General features: G+C 33.7%; 13 protein-coding genes and 1 pseudogene. All 14 read left to right on the top strand.

Features of this window, described 5'->3' with window-relative positions; genetic code table 11:
- Window positions 1-303: 303 nt before the first annotated feature.
- The 14 genes and pseudogenes from K6T82_RS22045 (at window position 304) to K6T82_RS21980 (ending at window position 26061) form a co-directional block, all read left to right on the top strand.
- Window positions 304-2745: a beta-L-arabinofuranosidase domain-containing protein gene (locus K6T82_RS22045; RefSeq protein WP_223710763.1), complete on the top strand. Its 2442-nt coding sequence runs from the start codon at window positions 304-306 to the stop codon at window positions 2743-2745.
- A 3-nt stretch (window positions 2746-2748) separates the two neighbouring features.
- Window positions 2749-5070: a glycoside hydrolase family 127 protein gene (locus K6T82_RS22040; protein ID WP_223710760.1), complete on the top strand. Its 2322-nt coding sequence runs from the start codon at window positions 2749-2751 to the stop codon at window positions 5068-5070.
- Window positions 5071-5076: 6 nt separating this feature from the next.
- Window positions 5077-7767 (top strand): glycoside hydrolase family 2 TIM barrel-domain containing protein, encoded by a 2691-nt coding sequence (locus tag K6T82_RS22035; protein ID WP_223710758.1) that lies wholly within the window; start codon window positions 5077-5079, stop codon window positions 7765-7767.
- A gap of 10 nt (window positions 7768-7777) precedes the next feature.
- Window positions 7778-8749: a family 43 glycosylhydrolase gene (locus K6T82_RS22030; RefSeq protein WP_223710755.1), complete on the top strand. Its 972-nt coding sequence runs from the start codon at window positions 7778-7780 to the stop codon at window positions 8747-8749.
- 22 nt (window positions 8750-8771) lie between these two features.
- Entirely contained in the window at window positions 8772-10379 is a 1608-nt protein-coding gene (locus K6T82_RS22025; RefSeq protein ID WP_223710753.1) for a glycoside hydrolase family 43 protein, read from the top strand.
- Between the two features lie 361 nt (window positions 10380-10740).
- On the top strand, window positions 10741-12753 hold the full coding sequence (locus tag K6T82_RS22020; RefSeq protein WP_223710751.1) for an MGH1-like glycoside hydrolase domain-containing protein: 2013 nt from the start codon (window positions 10741-10743) through the stop codon (window positions 12751-12753).
- 74 nt (window positions 12754-12827) lie between these two features.
- Window positions 12828-12923 (top strand): annotated as a pseudogene (locus tag K6T82_RS22015) (GNAT family N-acetyltransferase); the annotation flags it as partial.
- A gap of 176 nt (window positions 12924-13099) precedes the next feature.
- Window positions 13100-13687, top strand: a complete 588-nt coding sequence (locus K6T82_RS22010) for an RNA polymerase sigma factor (protein WP_223710749.1) — start codon at window positions 13100-13102, stop codon at window positions 13685-13687.
- 90 nt (window positions 13688-13777) lie between these two features.
- Window positions 13778-14707 carry a FecR family protein gene (locus K6T82_RS22005; RefSeq protein WP_223710747.1) on the top strand — a complete coding sequence of 310 codons (930 nt, stop codon included), beginning with the start codon at window positions 13778-13780 and terminating at the stop codon, window positions 14705-14707.
- Between the two features lie 133 nt (window positions 14708-14840).
- Complete coding sequence (locus K6T82_RS22000) at window positions 14841-18236, top strand: SusC/RagA family TonB-linked outer membrane protein (RefSeq protein WP_223710744.1); 3396 nt, start codon at window positions 14841-14843, stop codon at window positions 18234-18236.
- 7 nt (window positions 18237-18243) lie between these two features.
- A complete protein-coding gene (locus K6T82_RS21995; RefSeq protein WP_223710742.1) occupies window positions 18244-19677 on the top strand; it encodes a SusD/RagB family nutrient-binding outer membrane lipoprotein in 1434 nt (477 codons plus the stop codon).
- 9 nt (window positions 19678-19686) lie between these two features.
- Window positions 19687-21261 carry a calcineurin-like phosphoesterase C-terminal domain-containing protein gene (locus K6T82_RS21990; RefSeq protein WP_223710739.1) on the top strand — a complete coding sequence of 525 codons (1575 nt, stop codon included), beginning with the start codon at window positions 19687-19689 and terminating at the stop codon, window positions 21259-21261.
- 13 nt (window positions 21262-21274) lie between these two features.
- Entirely contained in the window at window positions 21275-22171 is an 897-nt protein-coding gene (locus K6T82_RS21985) for a glycerophosphodiester phosphodiesterase family protein (protein WP_223710736.1), read from the top strand.
- Between the two features lie 455 nt (window positions 22172-22626).
- Entirely contained in the window at window positions 22627-26061 is a 3435-nt protein-coding gene (locus tag K6T82_RS21980; protein WP_223710734.1) for a hypothetical protein, read from the top strand.
- Window positions 26062-26081: the final 20 nt, after the last annotated feature.

The following is a 26081-nucleotide window of genomic DNA, read 5'->3' as shown; positions in this document are numbered from 1 at the left end:
AAATTTTATAAAAATGGTTCATTGAAACTTTTTGATTGCTTTTTTAGCAAATAATAGGTTTGATTTTTTATTAAAAAAGTCAAGAATAATGCGGTTTTTCGGAAGAATGAAGTAATAAAAATTGCAAATGCTAAAATACCTTTAAAAATACTGGTTTTGACACAAAAAGACTAAAAAATGGGAAAATAAGACGGATAAATTGCTGCTAATTTTAATTTATTTGAAGTTCTGAGACATACTAAATCTCATTTAAATTTTCATAAACAAATCCAAATCCCAAAATATATTAAAGTATAAATTTTGATGAAAAAGAACCTTATTACAGCACTTTTACTTTCAGGTGCTTTCAGTATTTCGGCACAAGAAAAAAACAAATATATTGTCAAAGAAAATGGTCCAATAGTCTGGAAAGACTTTCCATTGCACGATACGAGATTATTAGAAAATAGTCCGTTTTATCATGCCATGAAGTTGGATCAAAAATACCTTTTAGGTATGGATGTCAACCGCATGTTAAATGGATATCGTAAGAGAGCTAATCTCCCGTTGTTAGGAAATTATCCCGGATCCAATCAGCCTGAAAATACTAGACCGGGCGAGATGCCACATTATATTTCCGGAATTGCCTTGATGTATGCACAAACCGGAGATTTAGAATACAAAAAAAGAGTCGATTATATGATGGCTTCTTTAAAAGAATCAATCGATATTATCAATAAAAATAACCCAGATCAGGATTATATTTTAGGAAGAAAAAATTGGGACAATCCGCTGCATGATTTAGCAAACGGAAAAATTACGTTAGACGGAGGCGATGAAACCAATTATCCTTGGGGCGGCATGGGGAATTTTTGGTACGTTGTTCACAAAGATTTGGCAGCCTATCGCGATTGTTACATTTATTGTAATAGCGAAATTGCTTTTGAATTATTAAAAAATGAAGGTTCAAGAATTGCCGATTTTGCCTTAAAAGCAAATCCAGATTTATTTGATAATATGCTAGATATCGAACATGGTGGTATGAATGAAGTTTTGGCCGATTTATATGCTTTTACAGGAGATAAAAAATACATGTTGGCTTCGATGAAATTCAATCATCAAAAAGTGATTTTGAACACCGCTTTAGGAAATGATGTTTTGTACGGAAGACACGTAAACATGCAGGTTCCAACTTTTGCAGGAACAGCAAGACAATATCAGCTTGACGGAAATAAAGTCAGCAAAGACGCAACTTTCAATTTCTTGGATCAAATGTACACGAGCCATAATCACGTTATCGGCGGAAGCGGGCGTTACGAGCGTTACGTACAACCAGGAGACGAAACAAAAGGTTTAGGTTTTACATCTGATGAAACCTGCGCAACTTACAATATGCTGAAAACAGCCAGAACAGCTTTTGAAGTTTCAGGAGACTTAAAGCATTTGGATTATTTCGAACGTGCACTTTACAATCATATTCTGGCTTCGCAAGATCCTGATTCTGGTGGTGTAACGTATTATACTTCGCTAATGCCAGGTGGATTCAAATCGTACAGTGATGGTTATAATTTGGAAAAAGTTTGGTGTTGTGTGGGAACCGGAATGGAAAATCATGCGAAATACGGTGAATCGGTTTTCTTTCATAATAATGACGATTTATTCCTAAATTTATTTATTCCGACTACTTTGAAATGGGAAGAAAAAGGTTTTGAAATCAGTTTGAAAACCAATTTTCCTGAGGAAGATATTATCAATTTGGAAATCAATGAAAACAAATCTTTCTCACATAAATTAATCGTTCGTTATCCTTCTTGGGCAGGAAAAGCCAAAGTTTGGATCAATGACAAAGAAGCTGTTGTTACTGGAAAACCGGGCGCAACAATCGAACTTTCAAACAATTGGAAAAAAGGCGATAAGATCAAAATTGAAATGCCTCAAAATTTTTGGATTGAAAGAGCAAAAGACGAACCCAATCTTGTTACCATTATGCGCGGTCCGTTAGTGATGGCGGCAGCTTTAGGAAAAGACAAAATGCCAGGAAACGATTTGGTAAGTTATGCCATGCACTATAATAATTGGGTAACGCCACAAAATGATATTCCGTCATTATTGGCTTCTGAAGCTGATATTAACAATTGGATTGTTCCGGTTTCCGGGAAAAAGTTAGAATTCAAAACCAAAGGTGCCGGAATTTTAAACGGAAAGCCAAATGAGATTACTTTGATTCCGTTTTATCAAATGCATCATCAACGTTATTCAGTTTATTTGAAAATGTTTTCAAAAGAACAAATTGCTGAGCGTCAGAAAATTGTAAGCGATGAAATTGATGTTTCTTCTGAATTAGACGAGAAAAAGCATAAATTAACAGCTGGTAATTCTGTCCGAATTTTAGAAAAAGACGGAAGACATTTTTGGGAGAATAATCGTTACGGACGCAGTGCTTCTAAAAACGAAAGTTTCTCTTATGAAATGAAAGCAAGTGAAAAATCCTCAAAACAATTTTTAACCGTAACCTTTTGGGGAAGCGCTTCAAATGGAAACGGAATTTCAATTTATGCCGATGATCAGCTTTTGAGTACAGAAGATTTAGGCGAAAAAGTGCCTTTGCAATATTATGAGAAAAGTTTTGAATTGCCAGAAAGCTTAAAAGGAAAAAAGAACGTAAAAATTACTTTTAAAGTTCCTGATAATCATTCTGCTGGAGCAATTTATGGTTTAAAATTATCATCGGATATTTCAAAATTCAAAGGATATTTATTTTATTAAAATATGAAAAACAATGTTTTAAAAACCTTGGGAATTATTCTTTTGTCTACCGGAATCCAAGCACAGCAAGGATTTACGGTAAAAGATAAAGTAAAATACAAAGCCGATTTATTTCAGCTCAATGAAGTTCGGCTTTTAGACAGTAAATTCAAAAATGCAATGGATAAAGACGGCGAGCATCTTTTGGCGCTAGAACCGGATCGTCTGCTTTCGAGATTTAGGGAATTTGCTGGGCTTTCGCCGAAAGGCAAAATTTACGGAGGTTGGGAGGCAAGAGGAATTTCGGGCCATTCACTTGGACATTATCTTACGGCAGTTTCGTTGATGTACGCCGCGACTGGAGATCAACGATTTAAAGAACGTGCCGATTATATAGTTAATGAATTAGCAGAATGTCAAAAAAAGAAAGGAACAGGATATGTTGGCGCCATTCCTGACGGAGACAAAATTTTCGACGAAGTTGCCGCTGGAAACATTCGTTCGCAAGGTTTTGATTTAAATGGCGGTTGGGTGCCATGGTACACGCAGCACAAAGTTTTGGCTGGTTTGGTTGATGCTTACATGTATACAGGAAACAAAAAAGCCAAAGAAATTGCCGTTGCTTTCTCTGATTGGGTTGATGTAAAATTCAAAAACTTGACGAAAGAACAATTCCAAAAAATGTTGGACTGCGAGCATGGCGGAATGAGTGAAGCTTTAGCGAATGTTTATGCTATTACAGGAAACAAAAAATACTTGAATTTATCGCAAAGGTTCTATCACGAAAAAGTTTTGACTCCGCTGGAAAACCAAAAAGATCAATTGGCTGGATTGCATGCCAATACACAGATTCCGAAAGTAATTGGAACGGCAAGAGATTACGAATTAACTGGAAACCCGAAAATGCATACGGTTTCAGATTTTTTCTGGAAAGAAGTTACGAATCATCATTCGTATGTCATTGGAGGAAATAGCAATTATGAGCATTTTGGAGAACGCGATAAATTGGCCAATCAATTAAGTACCAATACTACAGAAACTTGCAATTCGTATAATATGCTCAAATTGACGGAGCATTTGTACAAATTAGATCCGTCATCTTCATTTATGGATTATTACGAACGTGTGATTTACAATCATATTTTGCCTTCACTAAATCCTGAAACGGGAATGGTTTTATACTATTTCCCTCTTAAATCGGGAGAAAAAAAGATTTTCGGAACTCCTGATGATTCGTTTTGGTGTTGCACTGGAACAGGTATGGAAAACCACGCCAAATATGGAGAAGCGATTTATGCGAAAGGAAGCGAAGGCGATTTGTATATCAATCTTTTTATTCCATCTGTTCTAGACTGGAAAGAAAAAGGATTGAAAATCAGACAAACCGGAAATTTTCCAGAAAGTGACAAAGTAACTTTTACAATTGAAGAAGGTAGTTTTAAAAACAAAATTTATTTTCGGGTTCCAGCGTGGACTTCAAATGCATCGTTAAAAATTAATGGTAAAACTGTAAAAGGACATTTAAATGAGGGAAGCTATTTTGTGCTTTCGGATCAACTTAAAAAAGGTGATGTTATCGAATATACAATGCCAATGCAACTTCATAAAGAAACTATGCCGGATGATATAAATAAGGTTGCAATGCTTTACGGACCTTTAGTTTTAGCAGGAGAATTAGATAAAGAAGCACTTAAAGCAAGAGAAATCCCCGTTTTGGTAACCAATGATTTGGATATAAATAATTGGATAAAAACCGATGATTCAAACAAACTAAAGTTTACCTTGGAGAATAAACAAAAAACACCTTTAAAGCCTTTATATTCTATAGTTGACAATCGCTATATGGTGTATTGGGATAAATTTTCAACGGACGAATGGAAGGTGCAAAAAGAGGTTTTTGAGAAACAACGACGAGATGAAGAAGCATTGGAAGCAAGAACTTTAGATCATTTGAGAATTGGTGAAATGCAGCCAGAAAGAGATCATCAATTTGAAGGCAAAAATACTTTTACTGGAGAATTTCAAAATATGCGTTGGAGAGATGCACGTGACGGAGGGTATTTTAGTTTTGTAATGGATACAAAAAATAGCCCTGAAGCCTATTTGATTTGTACTTATTTTGGAAGTGACGGTGGCAAAAGATCGTTTCGGATTTTAGTAGATAACGTCGAGATTGCAAAGGAAGTTTTGAAAGCGAAAAAGCCTAATTCATTTTATGATGAAACCTATAAAATTCCGTCGAATTTATTAAAAAACAAAAGCAAAATAACCATTCAGTTTGCCGCAGATCCTGAAAATACGGCAGGAGGATTGTTTGATTGCAGATTGGTAAAACCAGAAAATTAAAAGGAAATGATGCAAAGAAAGTTTTTATTGTTTTTGAGTGTGTTATGTTTCCTGACGGGATTTAGTCAGGAGAAAATAAAACAATCCATCAATTCCAATTGGCAGTTCTACAAGGGAAAAATAAACCATACAGATTTAGAAACTAACAAGAATATTGCATGGGAAGAGATCAATTTACCGCATAGCTGGAACAAATTTGATGTCATGGATGATCAATGGGGATATTACCGAGGTGAAGGTTGGTACAAAAAAACAATTTATGTAAATCCAAATTGGAAAAACAAGTCGGTTTATCTTTATTTTGAAGGAGCAAATCAAACTACTGAAGTCTTTATTAATGGTAAAAAAGTAGGTTCACATATTGGTGGTTATACAGCTTTTAGTTTTCCTGTAAAAGAATTTCTTCAGTTCGAAAATCCTGAAAAAGGAAATGAAATTGTGGTAAAAGTAGACAATAGTTACAACGAAGATATTCCACCTCTTGATGCCGATTTTACTTTTTACGGCGGCATTTATCGAGACGTTTATTTGATCGCTTCCAACGAAGTTCATTTTGACATGACAAATAGATCTTCTCAAGGAGTATTTATTACTACACCAGATGTTTCATTAACATCATCTAAACTTAAACTTAAAGGTATTGTTGAAAATAATTCTAAATCAGAAAAAGAGGTAATTATATCTACTAAATTATTGGATAAAAATAATATAGAGGTCTTTACTTTAAGTTCTAATTTAAAATTGAAACCCAATTCAAAAACAGACTTTTTACAGCTCTCAAAACCGATTCAGAATCCTAAATTATGGTCGCCGGAGGATCCATATTTGTATAAGGCGGTTTCAGTTATTTTAGATAAAAAAACAAAAAAGCAATTGGATTTGTTTGCTGCACCAGTTGGTTTCAGATGGTTCTCTTTTACCGCTGACAAAGGATTTTCATTAAATGGAAAACCAATGAAATTAATAGGAGCAAACCGCCATCAGGATTATAAAGATTTGGCCAATGCTTTGCCAGATGTTTTGGCAGAAAAAGACATGAAGTTGATTAAAGATATGGGCGGAAATTTTGTTCGAGTGGCACATTATCCACAAGATCCAGCTGTGTTAGAAGCTTGCGATAGAATCGGGCTTTTAGCAATGGTAGAAACTCCCGAAGTGAACAGAATTACTGAGACCAAAGCTTTTGAAGAGAACAGTATCGAAATGCAGCGTGAAATGATTCGCCAGAATTTTAATCATCCAAGCGTAATTGTCTGGGCATATATGAACGAAGTTCTGCTTCGTCCGAGATACGATGAAAAATCTGCCGAAAGACAAACCTATTATAAAAATGTTGCTGCATTGGCACAAAAACTGGAAAATGTAACCCGCGAAGAAGATGCGTCACGTTATACAATGTTGCCCAATCATGGTGCTTTTGATTTGTATAATTCGGTAGGATTGACCAAAATTCCGATGATTGTAGGATGGAATTTGTATCACGGATGGTACAATGATACATTCAGCGGTTTGGAAACTTTTCTTGAAAATCATCACAAAGTACTGCCAGATAAACCAATGGTAATTACCGAATTCGGCGCCGATGCCGATAGAAGAATGCGATCTGATAATCCGAAGAAGTTTGATAAAACGATGGATTATGCCATGTTATATCATAAACATTATCTGAATGCAATTGAAAATTTGGATTATGTTGCCGGAGGAACGATTTGGAATTTAGTCGAATTCAATTCTGAAGGACGCGCAGAAAGCTGGCCGCACATGAACAATAAAGGGATTGTCTCCTGGGACAGAATTCCAAAAGATGCCTATTATTTTTATCAAGCAAGATTGTCGAAAAAACCGATTGTAAGCATTGGATCAAAAAACTGGACGAATCGTTCCGGAGTTTTGAGCTCAGAAAATGAATCGGCTTTTTATCAAGATTTAGAAGTTTTTTCAAATGAAAATGAAGTTACTTTAAAAATAAATGGGCAAAGTTTAGGAAGTCAGAAAACAAAAGAAGGTTCCACTATATTTAAAGTTCCGTTTAAAAATGGAAATAATATTGTGGAAGCTTTTTCAACTTCAAATGAAAGCGTAAAAGATTTTGCATCAATTCATTTTACACTTTATGCACCAAATTTAAACAGTGAAAAATATCCGTTTGATAATATCAGAATCAGTTTGGGCGACCAAAGACAATTTACGGAAGAATTGACACAGCAAAATTGGCTTCCAGAACAAGTTTATGCAAAAGGAAGCTGGGGTTATGTTGGAGGACAAGCGTATAAAATGCGTGGAAATCCTCAGATTCCGTATGGAACCAATAAGTTGATAAAAGGAACAGAAAATGATCCAATTTATCAAACACAAAGAGAAGGAATTGAAGCTTTTAATTTTGATGTTCCCGACGGAAAATATGAATTGACTCTTTATTTTGCAGAGTTGGTTTCTGGAAATACAAGAGAAGCACTGGCATATAATTTAGCTGAGAAAGGTCAGAAAGAAGAAAAAGCCTTTAGAGTTTTTGATGTTTTGATCAACGGACAACTATTTCTGGAAAACTTTGGAAATAATAATTATTTAGAACCTGAAAAAGCGGTTGATTTGAAAACGACGATTTTCGTAAAAGACGGCAAAGGAATTCAGGTTGATTTCAAACAAAAAACGGGTAAAACGATTCTAAACGGAATTGAATTGAAAAGAATTTTCTAAAAAATGAAATATGAAAAATATACTTTTTATCTGCGTATTTATAGCATGGGGAATTTCTTGTTCTGCTCAGCAAAAACCTGAAATGTATTTTACAGATACCTCTTCTGGGAATCCTGTGGCGAAAGATCCGAAAATAGTTTTCTTCAAAAAAAGTTACTGGATGTATTATTCGATTCCGGGAAAAGACATGTCGGGTTGGCATATTGGGATTGCGAAAAGCGACAATTTAAAAGATTGGAAAAAAGCGGGCGAAATCAATTCGGGTGCAGAATATGAGAAAAACGGGTTGTGCGCGCCGGGTGCTTTGGTTCGAAATGATACGATTCATTTGTTTTATCAAACGTATGGAAATGGTTTAAAAGATGCCATTTGCCACGCTTATTCGACTGATGGAATTAATTTTAAAAGAAACGAAACCAATCCGATTTTTAGCCCAACCGGCGATTGGACTTGCGGACGCGCGATTGATGCTGAAGTGGTTGAATTTCAAGGAAAATATTTCTTGTATTTCGCTACTCGTGACTCTTCGTATAAAATTCAGAAACAAGGCGTTGCTTCGGCACCAATTAAAACGAGTTTCAATAAAAAAGATTGGACACAATTGACGAATACTTCGGTAATGGAACCGACTTTGGATTGGGAAAAAAATTGTGTGGAAGGCGCTTCCTGCATCAAAAAAGGGAAATATTTGTACATGTTTTATGCAGGAGCTTATAATAATGAACCACAACAAATTGGTGTTGCCAGAAGTACAGACGGAATTCATTGGGAACGAAATGGCGTAAAACCTTTTTTAGAAAATGGAAAAGAAGGAACGTGGAATTCTGCCGAATCGGGACATCCGGATGTTTACAAAGATAAAAAAGGACAGTATTGGCTTTTTTATCAAGGAAATAATACTAAAGATGGAAAATCTTGGTATTTATCAAATCTGAAATTGAATTGGAAAAATGATGATTGGCCGATTATTCAAAAACAATAATTTTTTTAAACGAATTACAATAATGAAAAATATAATCTCATTTTTTGCTGTCTTGATGCTTTTTTCATGTGGCAGTAAAAAACAAATTATAACAACTAATTCAAGTTCAAAATCTTTTGAATTGGTCAATCCAGCTTTGCCTGGAGATAATCCCGATCCGTCGATTATTCGAGTTGGAAATGTGTATTATGCGACTTCAACAACAAATGAATGGGCACCATATTTTACCATTTACAAATCGACTGACTTGAAAAATTGGAAATTGGTTAATCATGTTTTTCCTGAAGGTTTTAAAGACATGAAAGACCAATGGGGCGAAAATAATTTCTGGGCTTCGGAATTGGCATACGACAAAAAACAAAACAAAATTTACGCATATTACACCGCTCATAACCGATTCACAAAAGGAAATCCCGGATTGCAATGCGGAACAGCTTGGATTGATGCTTCTAAAATTGAAACCGGAAAATTTACAGATAATGGTCCCGTAATTATTGAAGATGATTGTGGCGCAATCGACGCTTTTGAAATGGAAGACAACGGCAAAATTTATGCTTTTTGGAAAAATGATGGAAACGGCTGTGGCAAAGAATCTTGGATTTGGATGCAGGAAATCAATGAAAGCAGAACTAAATTATTAGGCACAAAAAAGAAGGTTTATACCAATAGTCAGCCTTGGGAAACCGCTTTAGTAGAAGGAGCGTGTTTCTTTAAATTCGGAGATTATATTTATAGTTTATACGCGGTTGGAGGTTGTTGTGACGCACGTTGCAATTACAAAACAGGAATTGCAAGAACCAAAAGTTTAGAAAGCGGTGTTTGGGAAAAATATCCTCAAAATCCGATTATGGTGAGCAATGAAAAATGGAGATGTCCGGGTCACGGAACGGTAATTACGACCGAAGAAGGAAGATTGTTTATGCTGTATCATGCCTTCAATATGGATTATGATGTATATGTAGGCAGAGAAGGTGTAATTGAAGAATTGGTTGCTGGTGAAGACGGCTGGCCGATTTTACGCAACAATATTACAGCAAATCGACCAAAATCGGAATTGGATTTTAGCGATGATTTTAGAAAAGATCAAAAGCTGAATTTGGCTTGGCAATGGCCTTCAAAAAAAGAAAGACCAGAATTGAATTTCAAAAATGGCTTGGAATTAAAAGCTTCGAACGAAAATCATAATTTGGGAACTTTTTTGGGACAATATATCAAATCGGTTGATTTTACGGTAAATACTTCGGTACAAATTACAGATGCTGAAACGGGAATTGCTTTAGGCGGAGCGATTTATAAAAGTACTTGGCCGGGAGAATTAGGAGGAATTGGAGTTTCAGTTTCGAAAAGCGGAATCAAGATCTTCAATAATTTAGAAAATAGTTATCAGGTTGTAAAACAAATGGATAAGAATTTTTCTGGTGAAGTCGAATTGAAAATGAATGTTTTAGAAAAAGCCAAAACGTTAGAATTCTATTATAAAGAGAAAAATGGAGATTGGGTAAAGATAGATTCAGTAAGTTTTAATCCAGATAAGTATGCGCCTTGGGGAATGGGTTACCGAATCGGAATTGTTTCAAAAGGAGAAAATAGTACTAGTATTTTTAATTCATTCGAAGTAAAGAATAATTAGAATTCATTTTAAAAGAAAATTTAAAAGCCGTTGCATTATCGTTTAAACGGCTTTTTTATTGAATAAAAATCAATCTGAGACTAATTGGAGAAAGATTGAGATTTTTTGTCTGACCTTAAAAAATTATAATTTCTTTATTTGCTGGACGATAAACCCTTTTAACCAATAAAACTCTTTGCGTGTATTTTTTTTAAACACATAGAAACATAGATTTTCTCTTTTTGTAAAAGACTGTAGAAAGAAACTAGTTTCTAACACATAGCACTATGTGAATTTATGTTAGTGAAACGCCTTTTATGCGTTTAAAAAACTATGTTTCTATGTGTTTAAAATTTGCGCAGAGTGTAAAGACTTTTAATTTATGCGACATTATTTTCTGCTGTTTTCTCTACTGCTTGCGAAGCCGATTTTGGCACAAAAAAACGAAACTCATTTTATCGATTCCAATAAAAAAAGCATTTATCATTATGGAAATGACAGCGATTGGTATTTGAAAAACATTCCGTTTTTTGAAATCTCAGACCAAGAAATAGAAGATGTATATTATTACCGTTGGGAAGTTTACAAAGCACATTTGCGAAATATAGGCGATTACGGTTATGTAGTAACCGAGTTTTTGAATGCCATGAGTTGGGATCATAAACCTTATAATACGTTGAATGCGGCAACGGTTTTTCATATTCACGAAGGAAGATGGCTCAAAGACCGTTTGTACATGAACAATTATATTGATTTTATGTATCAGCATGGCGGGAACAATCGCCGTTATACCGAATCGATTGCTGATGCAACTTATGCCAATTACATGATCAATCGTGACAAAGATTTTATAGTCAAACAATTGCCGTCAATGATGAAAATTGATGCCGATTGGCAAGATCATTATGATGCTTCGAAAAAGCTCTATTTTGTGGAACCCGTTATGGATGCGACAGAAAATACCATTTCCTCAATTGATGCCAGCGGAGGAACAGATGGTTTCACAGGCGGTGATGGATTCCGACCTTCGATAAACAGTTATATGTATGCGAATGCTTTGGCGATTTCTAAAATTGCTTTATTGAAAGGCGATCAAAAATTAGCTGAAAAATATCAGCAGAAAGCATTAGAACAAAAGCAAAATTTTCAAGATAATTTATGGAATCCAACTTTAGGACATTTTACAGATCGTTTCAAAGTCAATAATGATTTTGTAAAATATTGGGATTTTATTCGTGGGCGTGAGTTGGTTGGTTTTGTGCCTTGGGTTTACAATTTGCCAGATGATACCGAGAAATACAATTCGGCTTGGTCGCGTTTGCGTTCGCCGAAAAATTTTGGTGGTACTTTCGGATTGCGAACGGTTGAACCTTCTTATCAATATTATATGGAACAATACCGCTTTGGACCAAATGGTACAAAAGAATGCCAATGGAACGGTCCAAGTTGGCCGTATCAAACGACTCAGGTTTTGTTAGGAATGGCGAATTTGCTGAACAATTATAATCAGAAAGAAATTTCAAAGAAAGATTATTGGGAAATTCTGAAACAATATGCCGATCAACATTATAAAGAAGGAAAACTGAATATTCTAGAAAATTATTATCCAGATCAAAAAGGGGCAATTGCCGATTTTGATCAAAGAAGTGAGCATTACAATCATTCCGAATTTAATGATTTAATTATTACAGGATTATGCGGGATCAGACCTTCGGAGGGAAATAAATTAGAAATTAATCCGCTTGTTACAGAAAACGTAAAGTATTTCTGTTTGGAAAACATTCGTTATCACAATCAAAACCTGACTATTTTGTATGATGCAACAGGAAATCGATATAAAAAAGGAAAAGGATTATCTGTCTATGTGGATGGAAAAATGGTTTTGAAACCTTCTTTTTTAGGAAAAAAAGTCATTAATCTTTCGAATTCAGTTGAAATTGATCAGCCTTCAAAATCAGAAATCAATTTGGCAGTAAATATCAAAGGAAAAGATTTTCCAAAAGTTATGACTTCAAATTCTGATGCAACAGTTTTAAATCAGTTAAATGATGGTCGAATTTGGTATTTTGACAATGTTCGAAATTATTATGAAACGAAGATTTTTGCAGGAAAAGAAAATTGGATAGAAATTGATTTTGGAACGACAAAAGAGTTTCATAAAATGGTTCTGTCAGTTTTGGATACACCAGACAACAAGTTTACGGAACAAACTTTTAAAATTGCGATTCCAGACGAAAATAAGCAATGGAGAATTATTTCGTCTTTCAGTAAATTAAAAACAAATACAGCAAACCAAATCTCGTTTGATCTGGTAAAATCTTCTAAAATTCGTTTACTTATTGAAAGTGAAATTCCTGAATCAGTTTTAAAAATTGGAGAAATAGAAGTTTATTGAGTTCATTTCCTATTGTCAACCGAAAGGGTAAAATATCTATGGAATATTTTGCCCTTTTTGTTTATCAAAATCATGATGAAGCTTTTTGGAAAAGTGGTGAAACTTGTATTAATTATCCGATTTTAAAAAGTAAAGAAAGAAAAAACTGTCTATGTACTGCTATGTTGTAAAATCCCGAAAAAAGTTTGAAATAAGATTTTAAAATTCTCAAATTCCTGTTTTAAAGGCCTGTAGAGAACTTTTTAAGCTTAAGGTCTATTTTTGAATAATTAATTTAACACAAAGTTAAATTAACTTTTTAGGTATTTTTTGTCTGTTGTTTTTCATTTGCTTTTTACAATTTAAGATGGAAAGAAACCTTTTGAAAATGACTGACGATGAACTTCAGAAATTAATTTTTGAAGGGAATGATGCTGCGTTTTCAATTATTTTTAACCGTTATTGGAAAAAGCTTTATTCGTATGCTTTTAAGATTTATAAAGATGAAGCAGTTTGCGAAGATATCGTTCAGGAAATCTTTATCAGTCTCTGGAAAAATGCAAGTAGTACCGTAATCTTAAACCTTGAAGCTTATCTTTTTAGGGCAGTAAAATATAAAATTGCGAATCAGATTCGAAACTTAAAATTCGATCAGCAGCATATCGAAGTATTAGAAACTATTCCTGATCCTGGTTTTACAATCAACGATTTGGAATATGTTGACTTTGAGAAAAATATCAATGATCAGATTGATAAACTAACTCCTAAATGTCGTGAAGTCTTTCTGTTAAGCAGAATTGAACATTTTACGAATGCTGAAATTGCGGCAAAATTAAACCTGTCTATTCATACTGTAGAAAAACACATCAGCAACGCGCTTAAACAGCTTCGTTTAAATTCTGCATCTTATAATTATCTTCTTTTTTACTGGGCAGCATTCTTTTATGTTAATTAAAAAACACCGATTTTAAGAAAACGTTAAGCCTGCTTTTTCGACTACTTGTTCGATTCAAAAAATGTGACTTGTTTATAAAAGCATATTATTTTGAAAAAAGAATCCTTTCTGCTTCTTGTAGAAAAATACGAAAAAGGTACTTGCACGCCTGAAGAAAAAATTGCTGTAGAAGCATTTTTTGATAAGATGCAGGATCAAACATTAGATATAGAAAATAAACTATCTGATGAAAAAGGTGATGTAATTCTAAATAAGATATTTTCAGAATTGCAGGTTCAACCAAAAAAATATTCAATTAGAAAAGCATTAAAAGTTGCGGCAGTTTTAGTAACCGGACTTACAGTTGCTTTTTCGGTAGCTAAGTTTGCATTCAAACCAAAAGAAATTACGCAGGTTACGGCTAAAGGAGAAAAGAAAGAAATTTTCCTTGAAGACGGAAGTGTCATTGTCTTAAATTCTAACAGTAGTGTTACGTATCCTGAAAAATTTGAAACAACAAGAAATATAGAACTTGTTGGACAAGCGTATTTTAAAGTTTTTAGAGACGTTAAAAGACCTTTTGTTGTACAAACTCACGACGTAAAAGTTAGAGTTTTAGGAACTTCATTCGACATTAATTCTTATAACCATCATGACACCAAAGTAAGTGTTATTACTGGAAAAGTAGAAGTGACTTCGCCAACTGGCAAAAAAGTTCAAATCACGAAAAACCAACAAGCCGATTTGATCAAGAATTCAGACTTACAGATTTCTACCGAAAACAGCGATGATAAAATTGCTTGGATCAGCAATACCATTATTCTTAAAAACACCAAGCTTTCTGAAACGGTTAAAATTATTGAAAACTGGTACAATGTAGATATTACAATTGAAGATCAAGAACTAAATGATCTTACAATCTCAGGAAAGTTTAAAGATGAAAAGCTAGAGAATGTTCTGGAGAGTATTGCCTATTTGAAACAACTAAAAATAAATTACACCACTAAAAACCAAATTACTATAAGAAAAAAGACATCATAAAAAAAAACAGAAAAAAACAAAACCCGCCTCCGGTGCAACGGAAACGGGCATTTTAGAACAGACTAAAAATAAAATTTATAGCCTAATAGTAATGAACACGAAACTACAATTTTTTTTCAATAAGTATATCAAGATGAAAAATCTTTACTTAATGATTTTATTATTTTTTTCCTTTAACGGATTTGCCTTAGGACAATCTGCCAAAGATGTGCAAATAAGCCTAAATTTAAAAGATGCGACAATCACTGAATTTTTTAAAGCGGTAGAACAGAAAACGACTTTTACTTTTGTTTTTGATGAAAAAATATCTGCAACTTCTCAACGTATTTCTATTTATGCAGACAAAGAAAGTCTTGACGGAGTATTGACAAAAATTGCTTCAAAAACAGGATTGTCTTTTAGAAAACTAAACAACACGATTACTGTTACGCACAGTGGCCGTGCACAAATGAGTGTTCGCGGAAAAGTATTGGACGAAACCGGTATGCCAATGCCAGGAGTTACAATTCTAGAAAAAGGAACAAAAACCTCAACAATGACCGATATGGAAGGTAATTTCAGCTTTGCTGTAAGTTCTTCTGCTGTTTTGGTTGTTTCTTATATGGGATATATTTCTCAGGAAGTTAACGCAAGTGCTAGTCTAATTACAATAACATTGAAACCAAGTACCAGTGAGTTGAACGAAGTTGTCGTAACGGCGTTGGGAATTAAAAGAGAAGAAAAAAAATTAGGATTCTCGCAGCAAACCATTAAATCTGAAAACTTATCTCAAGGAAGACCAAATAACTGGTCGTCTGGTCTGAAAGGAAAAGTGGCAGGTTTAAGTATTACTTCTACAGGTTCAGGACCTTTAAATTCACAACAAATCACTCTTAGAGGAAACAGATCGTTAAGTCCAAAAGGGAACTATGCACTTATTGTGGTTGATGGAGTTCCGGTAAATGCCGAAATGACCACTTCTGGTTCTACAAGTGCGTATATGGGAGAAGATTCTCCAATTGATTACGGTAACGGAATTTCTGATCTAAATCTAGATGATATCGATGCGGTAACCGTTCTTAAAGGTGCAGGTGCAACTGCGCTTTACGGAAGTCGTGCGGCAAACGGTGCTTTGATTATTACTACAAAGTCAGGAAAGAAAAACAAAGGTCTAGGAATTTCATTCAACACAGGAGCTACTTTTGATGTTATTCAAAGATGGCCAGATTATCAATATAGTTATGGACAAGGAACAGGAAATTCGCCAGATGCATTAGGAAATCAGTATTATTCTTATGGAAATTCTGCAGATGGAACTTCGACAAGCGGTACGAGTAGTGCTTGGGGACCCGCTTTTGCAGGACAGAATTTTTACCAATATGATCCTGTTGTAGAAGGACAATCGCCAGAAAGACGTCCTTGGCAATCTTATAGAGATAACAGAAAAGATTTCTGGAGAACAGGTGTGACTTTAAATAATAATATTTCTATTCAAGGTGGAGATAATAAAGGTTCTATGCGTCTTTCTTTAGGAAATCAGAAGAATGAATGGATTATGCCGAATACTGGTTTTGATAGAGTTACAGCGGCGGTTAATGCTAATTATCAGGTATCTGACAAAATTAAACTAGGAACATCTGTAAATTATAATACCAGAAATAGTGACAATTTGCCTTCTACAGGATATAACAATGGATCTATCGCTTATTTCATGATTTTCCAACAGCCTAATATTGATTTAGATTGGTATCGTCCGATTTGGGAAAAAGGCAAAGAACAGATTGCACAATTGCACCCTTTTAGCTCTTTTATCGATAACCCTTATTTGATTGCGTATGAAGCTACGAATACCTTAGACAGTGATCAAATTGTCGGGAATATTTTTGCGAATATCAATTTAGCTCCAAACTTAGATTTGATGTTGCGTTCTTCTATGAATACTTACAATCAGACGAGAGAGCAAAAAAGACCTTACAGCATCAACAGATATGCAAAAGGTTTTTACGAAAGACAAGATGTTTTCAAACAAGAAATCAACTCAGATTTTTTACTTTCTTATAAAAAAGATTTCGGTGATAAATTCTCGCTTTCGGCTTCAGCTGGAGGAAATGCGATGAGTTATAAATACAGAAGAACAGAAGCTGAAGTAACAGGTTTGGTTGTTCCAGGAGTTTACAAACTTTCAAACGGTTCTAGCGCACCAATTTTGACTTTGGGTGATGCTAATAAAAAAATGAACAGTTTGTATGGTTTAATATCAATGTCGTATCGTGATATGCTTTTTGTTGACGTGACAGGAAGAAACGATTGGACAAGTACACTTCCGGTAGAAAACAATTCATTCTTTTATCCGTCCATCAACACGAGTGCGGTTATTTCTGAAATGTTTACCCTTCCTAAAGCAATTGATTTCTTAAAATACAGACTTTCTTTTGCTCAAGTTGGAAATGATACAGAGCCTTATAAAACGCAAAAATATTACGGGCAAAGTGCTTTCCCAAGTTCTGCGCAGACTTTAACGGTTTTATATAATGATCATTTTAAACCTGAAATTACCACAAGTTTTGAAACTGGTTTTGAAATCAGAATGTTTAAAAACAGACTTACAGCTGATGCAACCGTTTACGAAAGTGTAACGAAGAATCAAATTATCGATATTCCGATGGATTTCTCTACAGGTTATAGCGGAGCCGTTTTAAACGGAGGTAAAGTAAGAAACCGTGGAATCGAATTGGTTCTTGGCGGAAAAATTATTGACGGTGAAAATTTCAAATGGAATTCGACTATAAACTGGTCTCGCAACTGGAATAAAGTAATGGAATTACCAGAAGGAATCGATGGACAACAGATAATCGGTACAGGAGGAACAGCTTCTATTATTGCAAAAGTGGGCGGAACTACAAGTGCTATTTATGGTTTTGGTTTCGTAAGATCTCCTGATGGACAAATTGTGTACGATAGCGCAGGTCTTCCAGCTTACCCAGAAGAAATACAATATATAGGTGATGCAAGTCCAAAATGGAAAGGTGGTCTAACGAATAGTTTTTCAATTGGAAATTTCACCATGAATGTAACTATAGACGGTCAGTACGGTGGAATTATTTATTCTCAGACACACCACAAACTTTCTGAACAAGGAAAATTAAATTCAAATAATTTGGGTAGAGAAACGGGTTTCATCATTGGTGAAGGTGTAGTTCAAAATGCCGATGGAACTTATGCTCCAAACACCAAACAAGTAAAAACTGCAGATTGGTACGGTCGTTATTACCGAAGAGCAAATATCGAATCGAACTCTTTTGATGCTTCTTTTGGAAAACTTCGTGAAATCAGTCTTCAATACAATCTTCCAAAAAGATGGTTGAAAAATACAGGATTGCAATCGCTTCAATTTTCTTTATTCGGAAGAGATTTAGCAACCGTTTCAGATTTCCCAATTTACGATCCAGAAACAGCAGCATTAAACGGAGACACTATTTTACCAGGTATCGAAATGGGGCAGATGCCTTCGCCAGCTACTTATGGTTTTAATTTAAGTTTGACTTTATAATAAGACAATGAAAAAGATAAAAATTACAGCATTACTTCTAGTACTAACAGGAATGACGATTTCTTGTTCATCAGGTTTCGAAGAACTTAACGAAAATCCCAATCTGATTACAGAAATAAGTCCAGGAACATTGTTGAACCCGATTATTTATGGAGTGGCTTCGCAGAATGCAAGTCAAAGTGTAGATGTTACGTTCAATTTAATGCAGGTTTCACTTCCTTTTCCAAGTATTACAGGAGGTTTGCATCGTTATGATGTGAGCAATAATATTGGTAATTCGGCTTGGAATAACTATTACAAATGGCTTTCTAACATCAGAGAAATGAGAATGGCTGCTGTAAAAGCTGGAGACGTTAATTATGAAGCAGTTGCCTTAACATTAAATGCTTTGGTATATGCTAATCTTACCGATCTTTTTGGTCCAATTCCGATGACGGAAGCAGTGCGTGGTGAAGACGGAATTTTATATCCGAAATACGATAAACAAGAGTTTATTTATGAAACACTTTTAGCTGATTTAGAAAGAGCCAATACGCTTTACGATACCAGTAAAGCCATGATTTATACCGAAGATATTTTGTTTCAAAACAATGTTCTGAAATGGAAGAAGTTTACAAATTCTTTATTGATGAGATTATTGCTAAGAGTTTCAAACAGAACAGAAACAGGAGCTTTTCAGAAGTTGGCTTACATGGCAGATCATCCAGAAGTTTATCCTGTTTTTACCAATACAGCTGAAGGTGCTATTTTGAAAGTAACGGGAGTTTCTCCGAATATGTCTCCGTGGGGAAGACCTCAAGATTTTAATTTGAATATTAAAATGGCTTCATTCTTTATTGATAATTTAAATACGCTTGAAGATCCGAGAAGAGCGATCATTGCAACAGGAGCGACAGCTTTGGTTACCAATGCACCAATTGGATTTAAAGGAATCACAAGTGCTTATGCAGGTGCAGATTCTCAGTTTAAATACAATGCTTCGACACTTTTGAATACGCAAGTGCAAAATCCGATGCAGATTTTAATTTTAACGTATGCTGAAGTTGAATTCATCAAAGCAGAATTAGCGCAACGCGGTCTTATTTCAGATGCGCAAGGCCATTACGAGAAAGGGGTTAGAGCAGGAATCGAGCAATTGAAAGCCACAACTCCTGCAACGTATTTTGATAAAGCAGAAGCAAAGTATGACGGAACACTAGAAAGAATCATGTTGCAGAAATACTACGCTTTGTATTTTACAGATTATCAGCAATGGTTTGAATACCGTAGAACAGGACTTCCTGTGTTACCAACAACAACGGCAATGCTTAATGACGGAGTTATGCCGTCTAGATTTACTTACCCAGATAATCAGCAGATTAAAAATAACGCAAATTATTTAGAAGCTGTTGAGATGGTTGGCGGTGATAATATCAATACTAAAGTTTGGTGGGATAAATAATTTTAAAAAATGAAAAAGACATTTATATATAGTGCAGTTTTGTTTTGTGGTGTTTTAACCGCACAGACAACTGTAAAAGGAATCGTTTATGAAGATGTAAATCAGAACGGTAAAAAAGAAAAAAAGGAAAAAGGAATTGCGAATGTGGCTGTTACAAATGGTCGTGAAGTGGTTTTAACAGATAAAAAAGGAAACTACGAACTTCCGTTAAAAGACGACGCTATTATTGCGGTAATCAAACCGTCGGCTTATAAAATTCAGGTTAATAAAGATAATTTGCCTCAGTTTTTCTACAATCATAAACCAGCTGGTTCTCCAAAAGGTAAGTTTGAAGGAGTGGCTCCAACAGGAAAACTTCCAGAATCAGTAGATTTTGGATTGATTCCGCAAAAAGAAACTACTGATTTTACAGCGCTTATTTTTGGAGATCCACAACCTTATACACTAGAAGAAGTTGATTTTTTTACAAGAGGAATTGTTGCTGAAGTTGAAGGAATTAAAAACATCCCATTCGGGTTAAGTATGGGAGATTTGGTTGGAAATGATTTGAGTTTGTTCAATCCGTATATTCAGGCAGTGAAGAAAGTCGGAATTCCGTGGTATAACCTTTTAGGAAATCACGATTTAAATTTTGATGCCAAAGCAGACAATTTAGCCGATGAAACTTACGAAGCTCATTTTGGTCCAGCCAATTATGCTTTCAATTATGGGAAAGTGCATTTTATTGTAATGGATGATGTTTTGTATCCAGACCCAAGAGATCATGAAGGATATTGGGGAGGTTTTACAGAAGAGCAATTAAAATTTATTGAAAATGATTTGAAAGTCGTTCCAAAAGATAATTTAATCGTTTTGGCTTTCCATATTCCGATAAGTGAGCCTGATGCTAAAGATGATTCTTTTAGAGATGAGGACCGTCAAAAATTATTTGAATTGTTGAAGGATTTCCCAAATACACTTTCTCTTTCAGCGCATACGCATTTGCAAAGACAAGATTTCTTTGATAAAAAAGATGGTTGGTTGCAAGAAACGCCACATCATCATTATAATATCGGAACAACTTCAGGTGACTGGTATTCTGGAAAACTGGATGAAAAAGGAATTCCAATTTCTGTTATGAGAGACGGAACGCCAAAAGGTTATGCTTTCATTCATTTCAATGGAAACAAATATACAGTGGATTACAAAGTGGCAGGAAAACCAGAAAATTATCAAATGAAAGTTTTCGCTCCAAAAGTAGTGGCAAAAGCAAAACGTACAAAGTCTGGAGTATTTGCCAATTTCTTTATGGGAAGTAAAAAAGACAAAGTGGTTTACCGCGTAGATCAAGGAGAATGGAAAGAAATGGAATACGTTGAAGTTCAAGATCCATCATACGTAGAATTGGTTTATGAATGGGAATTATCAGAAGTGCTAATGCCAGGAAAACGTTCATCAGATCCTGAAAAAAGCACGCACGTATGGAGAGGAAATATCCCTTCGGATCTTGCGATTGGAGAGCATGCTATCGAAATTAAAGCGACTGATATGTTCGGTAAAACACATACCGCAAATACAACTTACAGAATAGATAAAGTAAAATAATCGATTTCATAAAATGATAAAAATCAAAAAGATAAATTGTGTTTTAATAGCAGTTTTGGCGGTATCTTCTTGTGGAAGTCAAAAAGCAATTACTTCAAAAATTGAGGTACAAGGTCATCGAGGCGACCGCGGGAATTTTCCAGAGAATTCGATTCCTGCTTTTATCAGCGCTCTAAAAAAAGGTGTTGATGTTCTGGAATTGGATGTTGTAATTTCTAAAGACCAAAAAGTGGTCGTTTCTCACGAGCCTTTTATGTCTTCGCAATATATGTTAGATTTTGCAGGACAACCAATTTCAAAAGAAAAAGAAAAGAGCTATAATCTCTACGAAATGACGTATGATAGTATAAGAACGTTTGATGGCGGTTCCAGAGGAAATTCCAGTTTTCCGATGCAGCAGAAACAAAAAACGTATAAACCATTATTGTCAGAGATGATTGATACTGTAGAAGAATATATTGCTAAAAACAATTTGAAACCTATTCGATACAATATCGAAATCAAATCTGAAAAGGCGGATTATGGAAAAAGGCAGCCAGAACCGGAAGTTTTTACTCAAATGGTAATGCAAATCATTAAAGAAAAAGGTATCGAAAAGCGAATAAACATTCAGTCTTTTGATCCGACGGTATTAAATGTAATGCACAAAAAATTTCCAAAAATAAAACTAGCTTATTTGGTTGGAGAAGGTGCTATTGCTAAGAATCTTTCGGTTCTTGATTTTAAACCAGAGATTTATAGTCCGCATTATAAACTTCTCAATAAAGAAGCGGTAGATTCTTTAAGAGTTCTAAAAATGAAAATTATTCCGTGGACAGTAAATGACGATACAGCTATTGACAATATGATTCAGCTTCAAGTTGACGGAATTATTACTGATTATCCTGAAAAGGTTATAAGTAAAATATAAAAATGTGTTTAATTGTTTTTTTTCTGATAGGCCTTCAATTTAATTGAAGGCTTATTTGTTTTTAAAGTGCTATCTATCACAAAAATAAGTAGTTATACCTGTTGTGGTGTTTGATGAAAAAATTATATTTGCAATATAATAATTTACGATTACTTATTTTGAGTGAGGTAATCGCCAAGCCGATCTAACAGATTTAAAAATCTAATTATACTCCTTTTATTTTCACTCAGGCTTATAAAATATCTCCCCACAGTATTTGAAATAGAAATTTGCACTACAGAATATTTATTTTGTATGCAAAGAATACATGCCGTTTACTAACCGTTTTTAAGGCAATATTTCTTTTGGTGGATATCGTTTTTAAGTTTCTCTGTCAAATTTACCATTGTCTTTTGGTTATGTTATTTCAATAAAAATTGAATTGAAAAATACAAGATCAACTAAAATGACATAAAATGGAAAATCCGTCTAAAAGTAAATCTTTCAAAAGACATAGTTCCTCAATCATCACGGTGCTGTTTATCGCTTTGTTGGTTTTGGTTTATCTTAGTTACATACTTCCTAAAAATAAAGCAAGAGAAGATGAAAAAAATGTTGCAATTCTAAAAGGAATTGAAAAACAATTGCTTGTCTATATAGATGATCAGGTAAAATATATTAGTGATAACAAATTTCGGACTTTAGATATTTCTAAATTTAAGGGGGCTGATGATATTTATATTGACAATATTAAAATTGATAGATATGGTTTCCAATCGGTTAAAAATGGGAAAATTGAGTTATCAAGAACTATTACTATTTCTAGTTCAATAAAAGATAGATTTAAAGGTTTTAAAAAAAAGGACACCGTATTTCCGGATGTTATTAGCATCGATCTAGTCAAATTTTTAAACAAAATTAATTCGACAACGCTTTTCACTTCATTTTATATTTGTCCTGTAGAGTCAGGAAAATGTAGGGTTGATAAATCATTTATATCTGAAAATATAAGTCTAAGTGATCAGGATAGTTTAGTCGATAATAGTAGAAGAAGCGGCCCAATAACTTTTAAAAAATCTTCAAAACGATTTTACACCAATCAGATAGTTATTCCGCAAACGGATCATAATATATTCTTAGCGGTAGGAATTGATAATTCTTATTTTGAGACCAATGCAAGACAAATTGATTCTCCTATATTAATTCTCAGTCTTGTTTCTGTCATCATTTTAATATTAGGAATTAATTTTATCAAACCTATTATTAGTAGTCAAAATGAGAGATTAAGTCAGCTTGATCTTGTAGGTGTGGTGTTTTCAATTGGAGTATTGAGTGCAGTTTTAACAGTGTTTGCTCTCTTAGCGTTATGGAATAAAACTTTAAAAGAAAACAATACCAAAGATTTGAAAATATTGGTTAATCGTATTGATAGTTGTTTTTCTAAACAAATAAATAATACTAAAAAATTAAGGTACACATCGGCTTTTGAGATCGAGTTGAAAAAAACAGAACACAAGTATGCTAAGATATATTTTATAAAGGGCTCGGATAGTATTTCACTAGATGGAAACTCTGACTCTAAAAGTGATGGTCTGTTAAGAAATCAAAAATTTGCGATTAGTAAGTCTTATTTTGATGAAAATAGTAAAGAACTTCAAAATATAGATGTCTTTTTCAGAATGGATAATAAAGGATTAATTACAAAATATTTAAGCGCTACAAATCCAGAATTAAGACGAAAATTTGATGACAGAATGTATTTTAAAGTGCTTCAACCTCAAAATAAATATTATCCAAACATAAACAGAAAAATCAAAACATATTTGACGGCTGTTTTTTCTAGAGAACAAAATAAATATCAGTGGATTTACGCAGATATAGATTCATTAGGTATGAAAAATGTAGACCCTGACTCTATTGGTATAAAAGGCACCGCTTTCAGAGAATATTTTTCTAAAAATATAAAGTTACCTCCTCGAACAAGTTATATGATAGTAGATAGATCTGGAGACGTTTTAATGCATGAAGATTCTAAAAACAGCCTATTTCAAAATGTACTAAATGATTCTCCAAATAATTTTGAACTTATTAGTACATTATCGGGAGTAATACCCAAAACATTTGAAATGGTACTTCAGGGAAAAGCCTACCAGGTATGCGCAGAAAAATTAGATGTAGCAATCGATTCTCCGATATATATTCTTGGAATTAGGGATCTAACCCACATCAATCGTTTATCCATATATACTTTTACCAACGGATTCCTTATTTCTATTTTCTTTGGTTTCTTTCTGTTGTTACTCAATTATATGTATTCAATTATACTTTATAGTAGTCAAATCAGTATATTTTCAAATAGACATTTTTGGTATTTATTTCCTAATAAAAGCAGGACTTCGGATTATAAAAAATTGTTTATGGTCAATTGTGTCTCAATTCTTTTAGCACTTTTAGTTTCTTTAAACTCTTCTCCTTCAGTAGCTTTTGTTTTCTGCGTGCTACTTGGATATAACTTGGCTTTCTTAAATGTAATCTCTTTAAATACAAGAATTTTAGACTTTAAATATGCTGTAAAAAGTATTATAGTTTTTTTGATTTTAGGAATTAGTATACCATTTTTAGTTTTTAGTTTTAGTACCCTATGGTTTGCTGTATTTATTCTGTTTTGCATGCATCTCATTTTGATTTTTTATTATAAAAATTTCAAAACTAAAAAAGGAGAAAATACAGAAGATGAAAGTAACAAAAGTGTTAGTAGAACTTCCTTTATTTCTTTTTTGACAGCCAGATTGGTTTTTCAATACACTATATTTCCTTTGATTTTAATTAGTTCACTTTATGTGAGCGAAATAAATGAATTTGCAAGATTTTACAATACGTCGATAAAAGAAACAAATGATAAAAGAGCAAATAATATACAAGCCTATCAAAGCGGTTTTCATACGCTGAAAATTCCATTTTTTAAAGTTGAGGGAAAAGATTCTGTAATGCAGGAAGCAGATTTTGATTTTTTGAATCGTCCGGCTTTATATGAAATTAATAATTTCACTTTCTTTAGTGCATTAAAAGATGAATATTTTTTGAGTTCACATGCAATTCTTCAGAAGGAAAATATTCGTTCTATCGTTATGATTTTTATTTTTTTATTTGTTTTTCTTCCTGTTATATCCTATCAACTAATAAACTATTACAGCAATCGTTTTTTCTTTTATGATTTGATGCAGGTTTCTTGGAAGGAAATATTTCTTTCTCAAAAAAAAATCTTGAAGAAAGAGGATATTTATATACAAATAATGAATATCAGTGATATTAAAAGCCTGATTCAGGATTATCGCAAAAAGTTAGCTTTAGAAAATAATATTTTGCCCTTGGAAGATCAATCTGATCGTGACATCACTATAAATAAATTTTTTAAAACAGATACAAACAATGAAATACCTGAACTTGTAAAAAGGAACTTTATGATAAACTATTATAAAAGGAATTTTTATGAAATATACAATGAGATTTGGAATTCTTTACCGCACGAGACTCAATATGTACTATATGATTTTGCACAAGATTATTTTGTAAATTATAAAAATAAAGATACAGTAATCAGCTTTATGGAATGCGGAATAATCGATATTGATAAAACAACGGGAAGACTAAAAATGATGAGTGCGAGCTTTAGATTTTTTGTTCTTTCGCATGGCAAAAGTAAATCATTCATAGAAGAATTTAAAAATGAAAGCAAAGATGGTACTTACAACAGGTTTAAATTTCCATTGTTTATTATCGCGATTAGCGCTTTATTATTATTAATGTATCTCAATAAAGACAGTTATGATCAGGTTGCAGCGATGGGTGGAAGTATTGTCACCATAATAGCCTTGATCACTAAATTTATGGATGCGAATAAGAGCATGTAATAAAATCAAATTTATCTGAA

The sequence above is a fragment of the Flavobacterium potami genome, assembly GCF_020026915.1.
GTDB lineage: Bacteria > Bacteroidota > Bacteroidia > Flavobacteriales > Flavobacteriaceae > Flavobacterium > Flavobacterium potami.
This window is presented reverse-complemented; position numbering and strand designations above follow the sequence as displayed.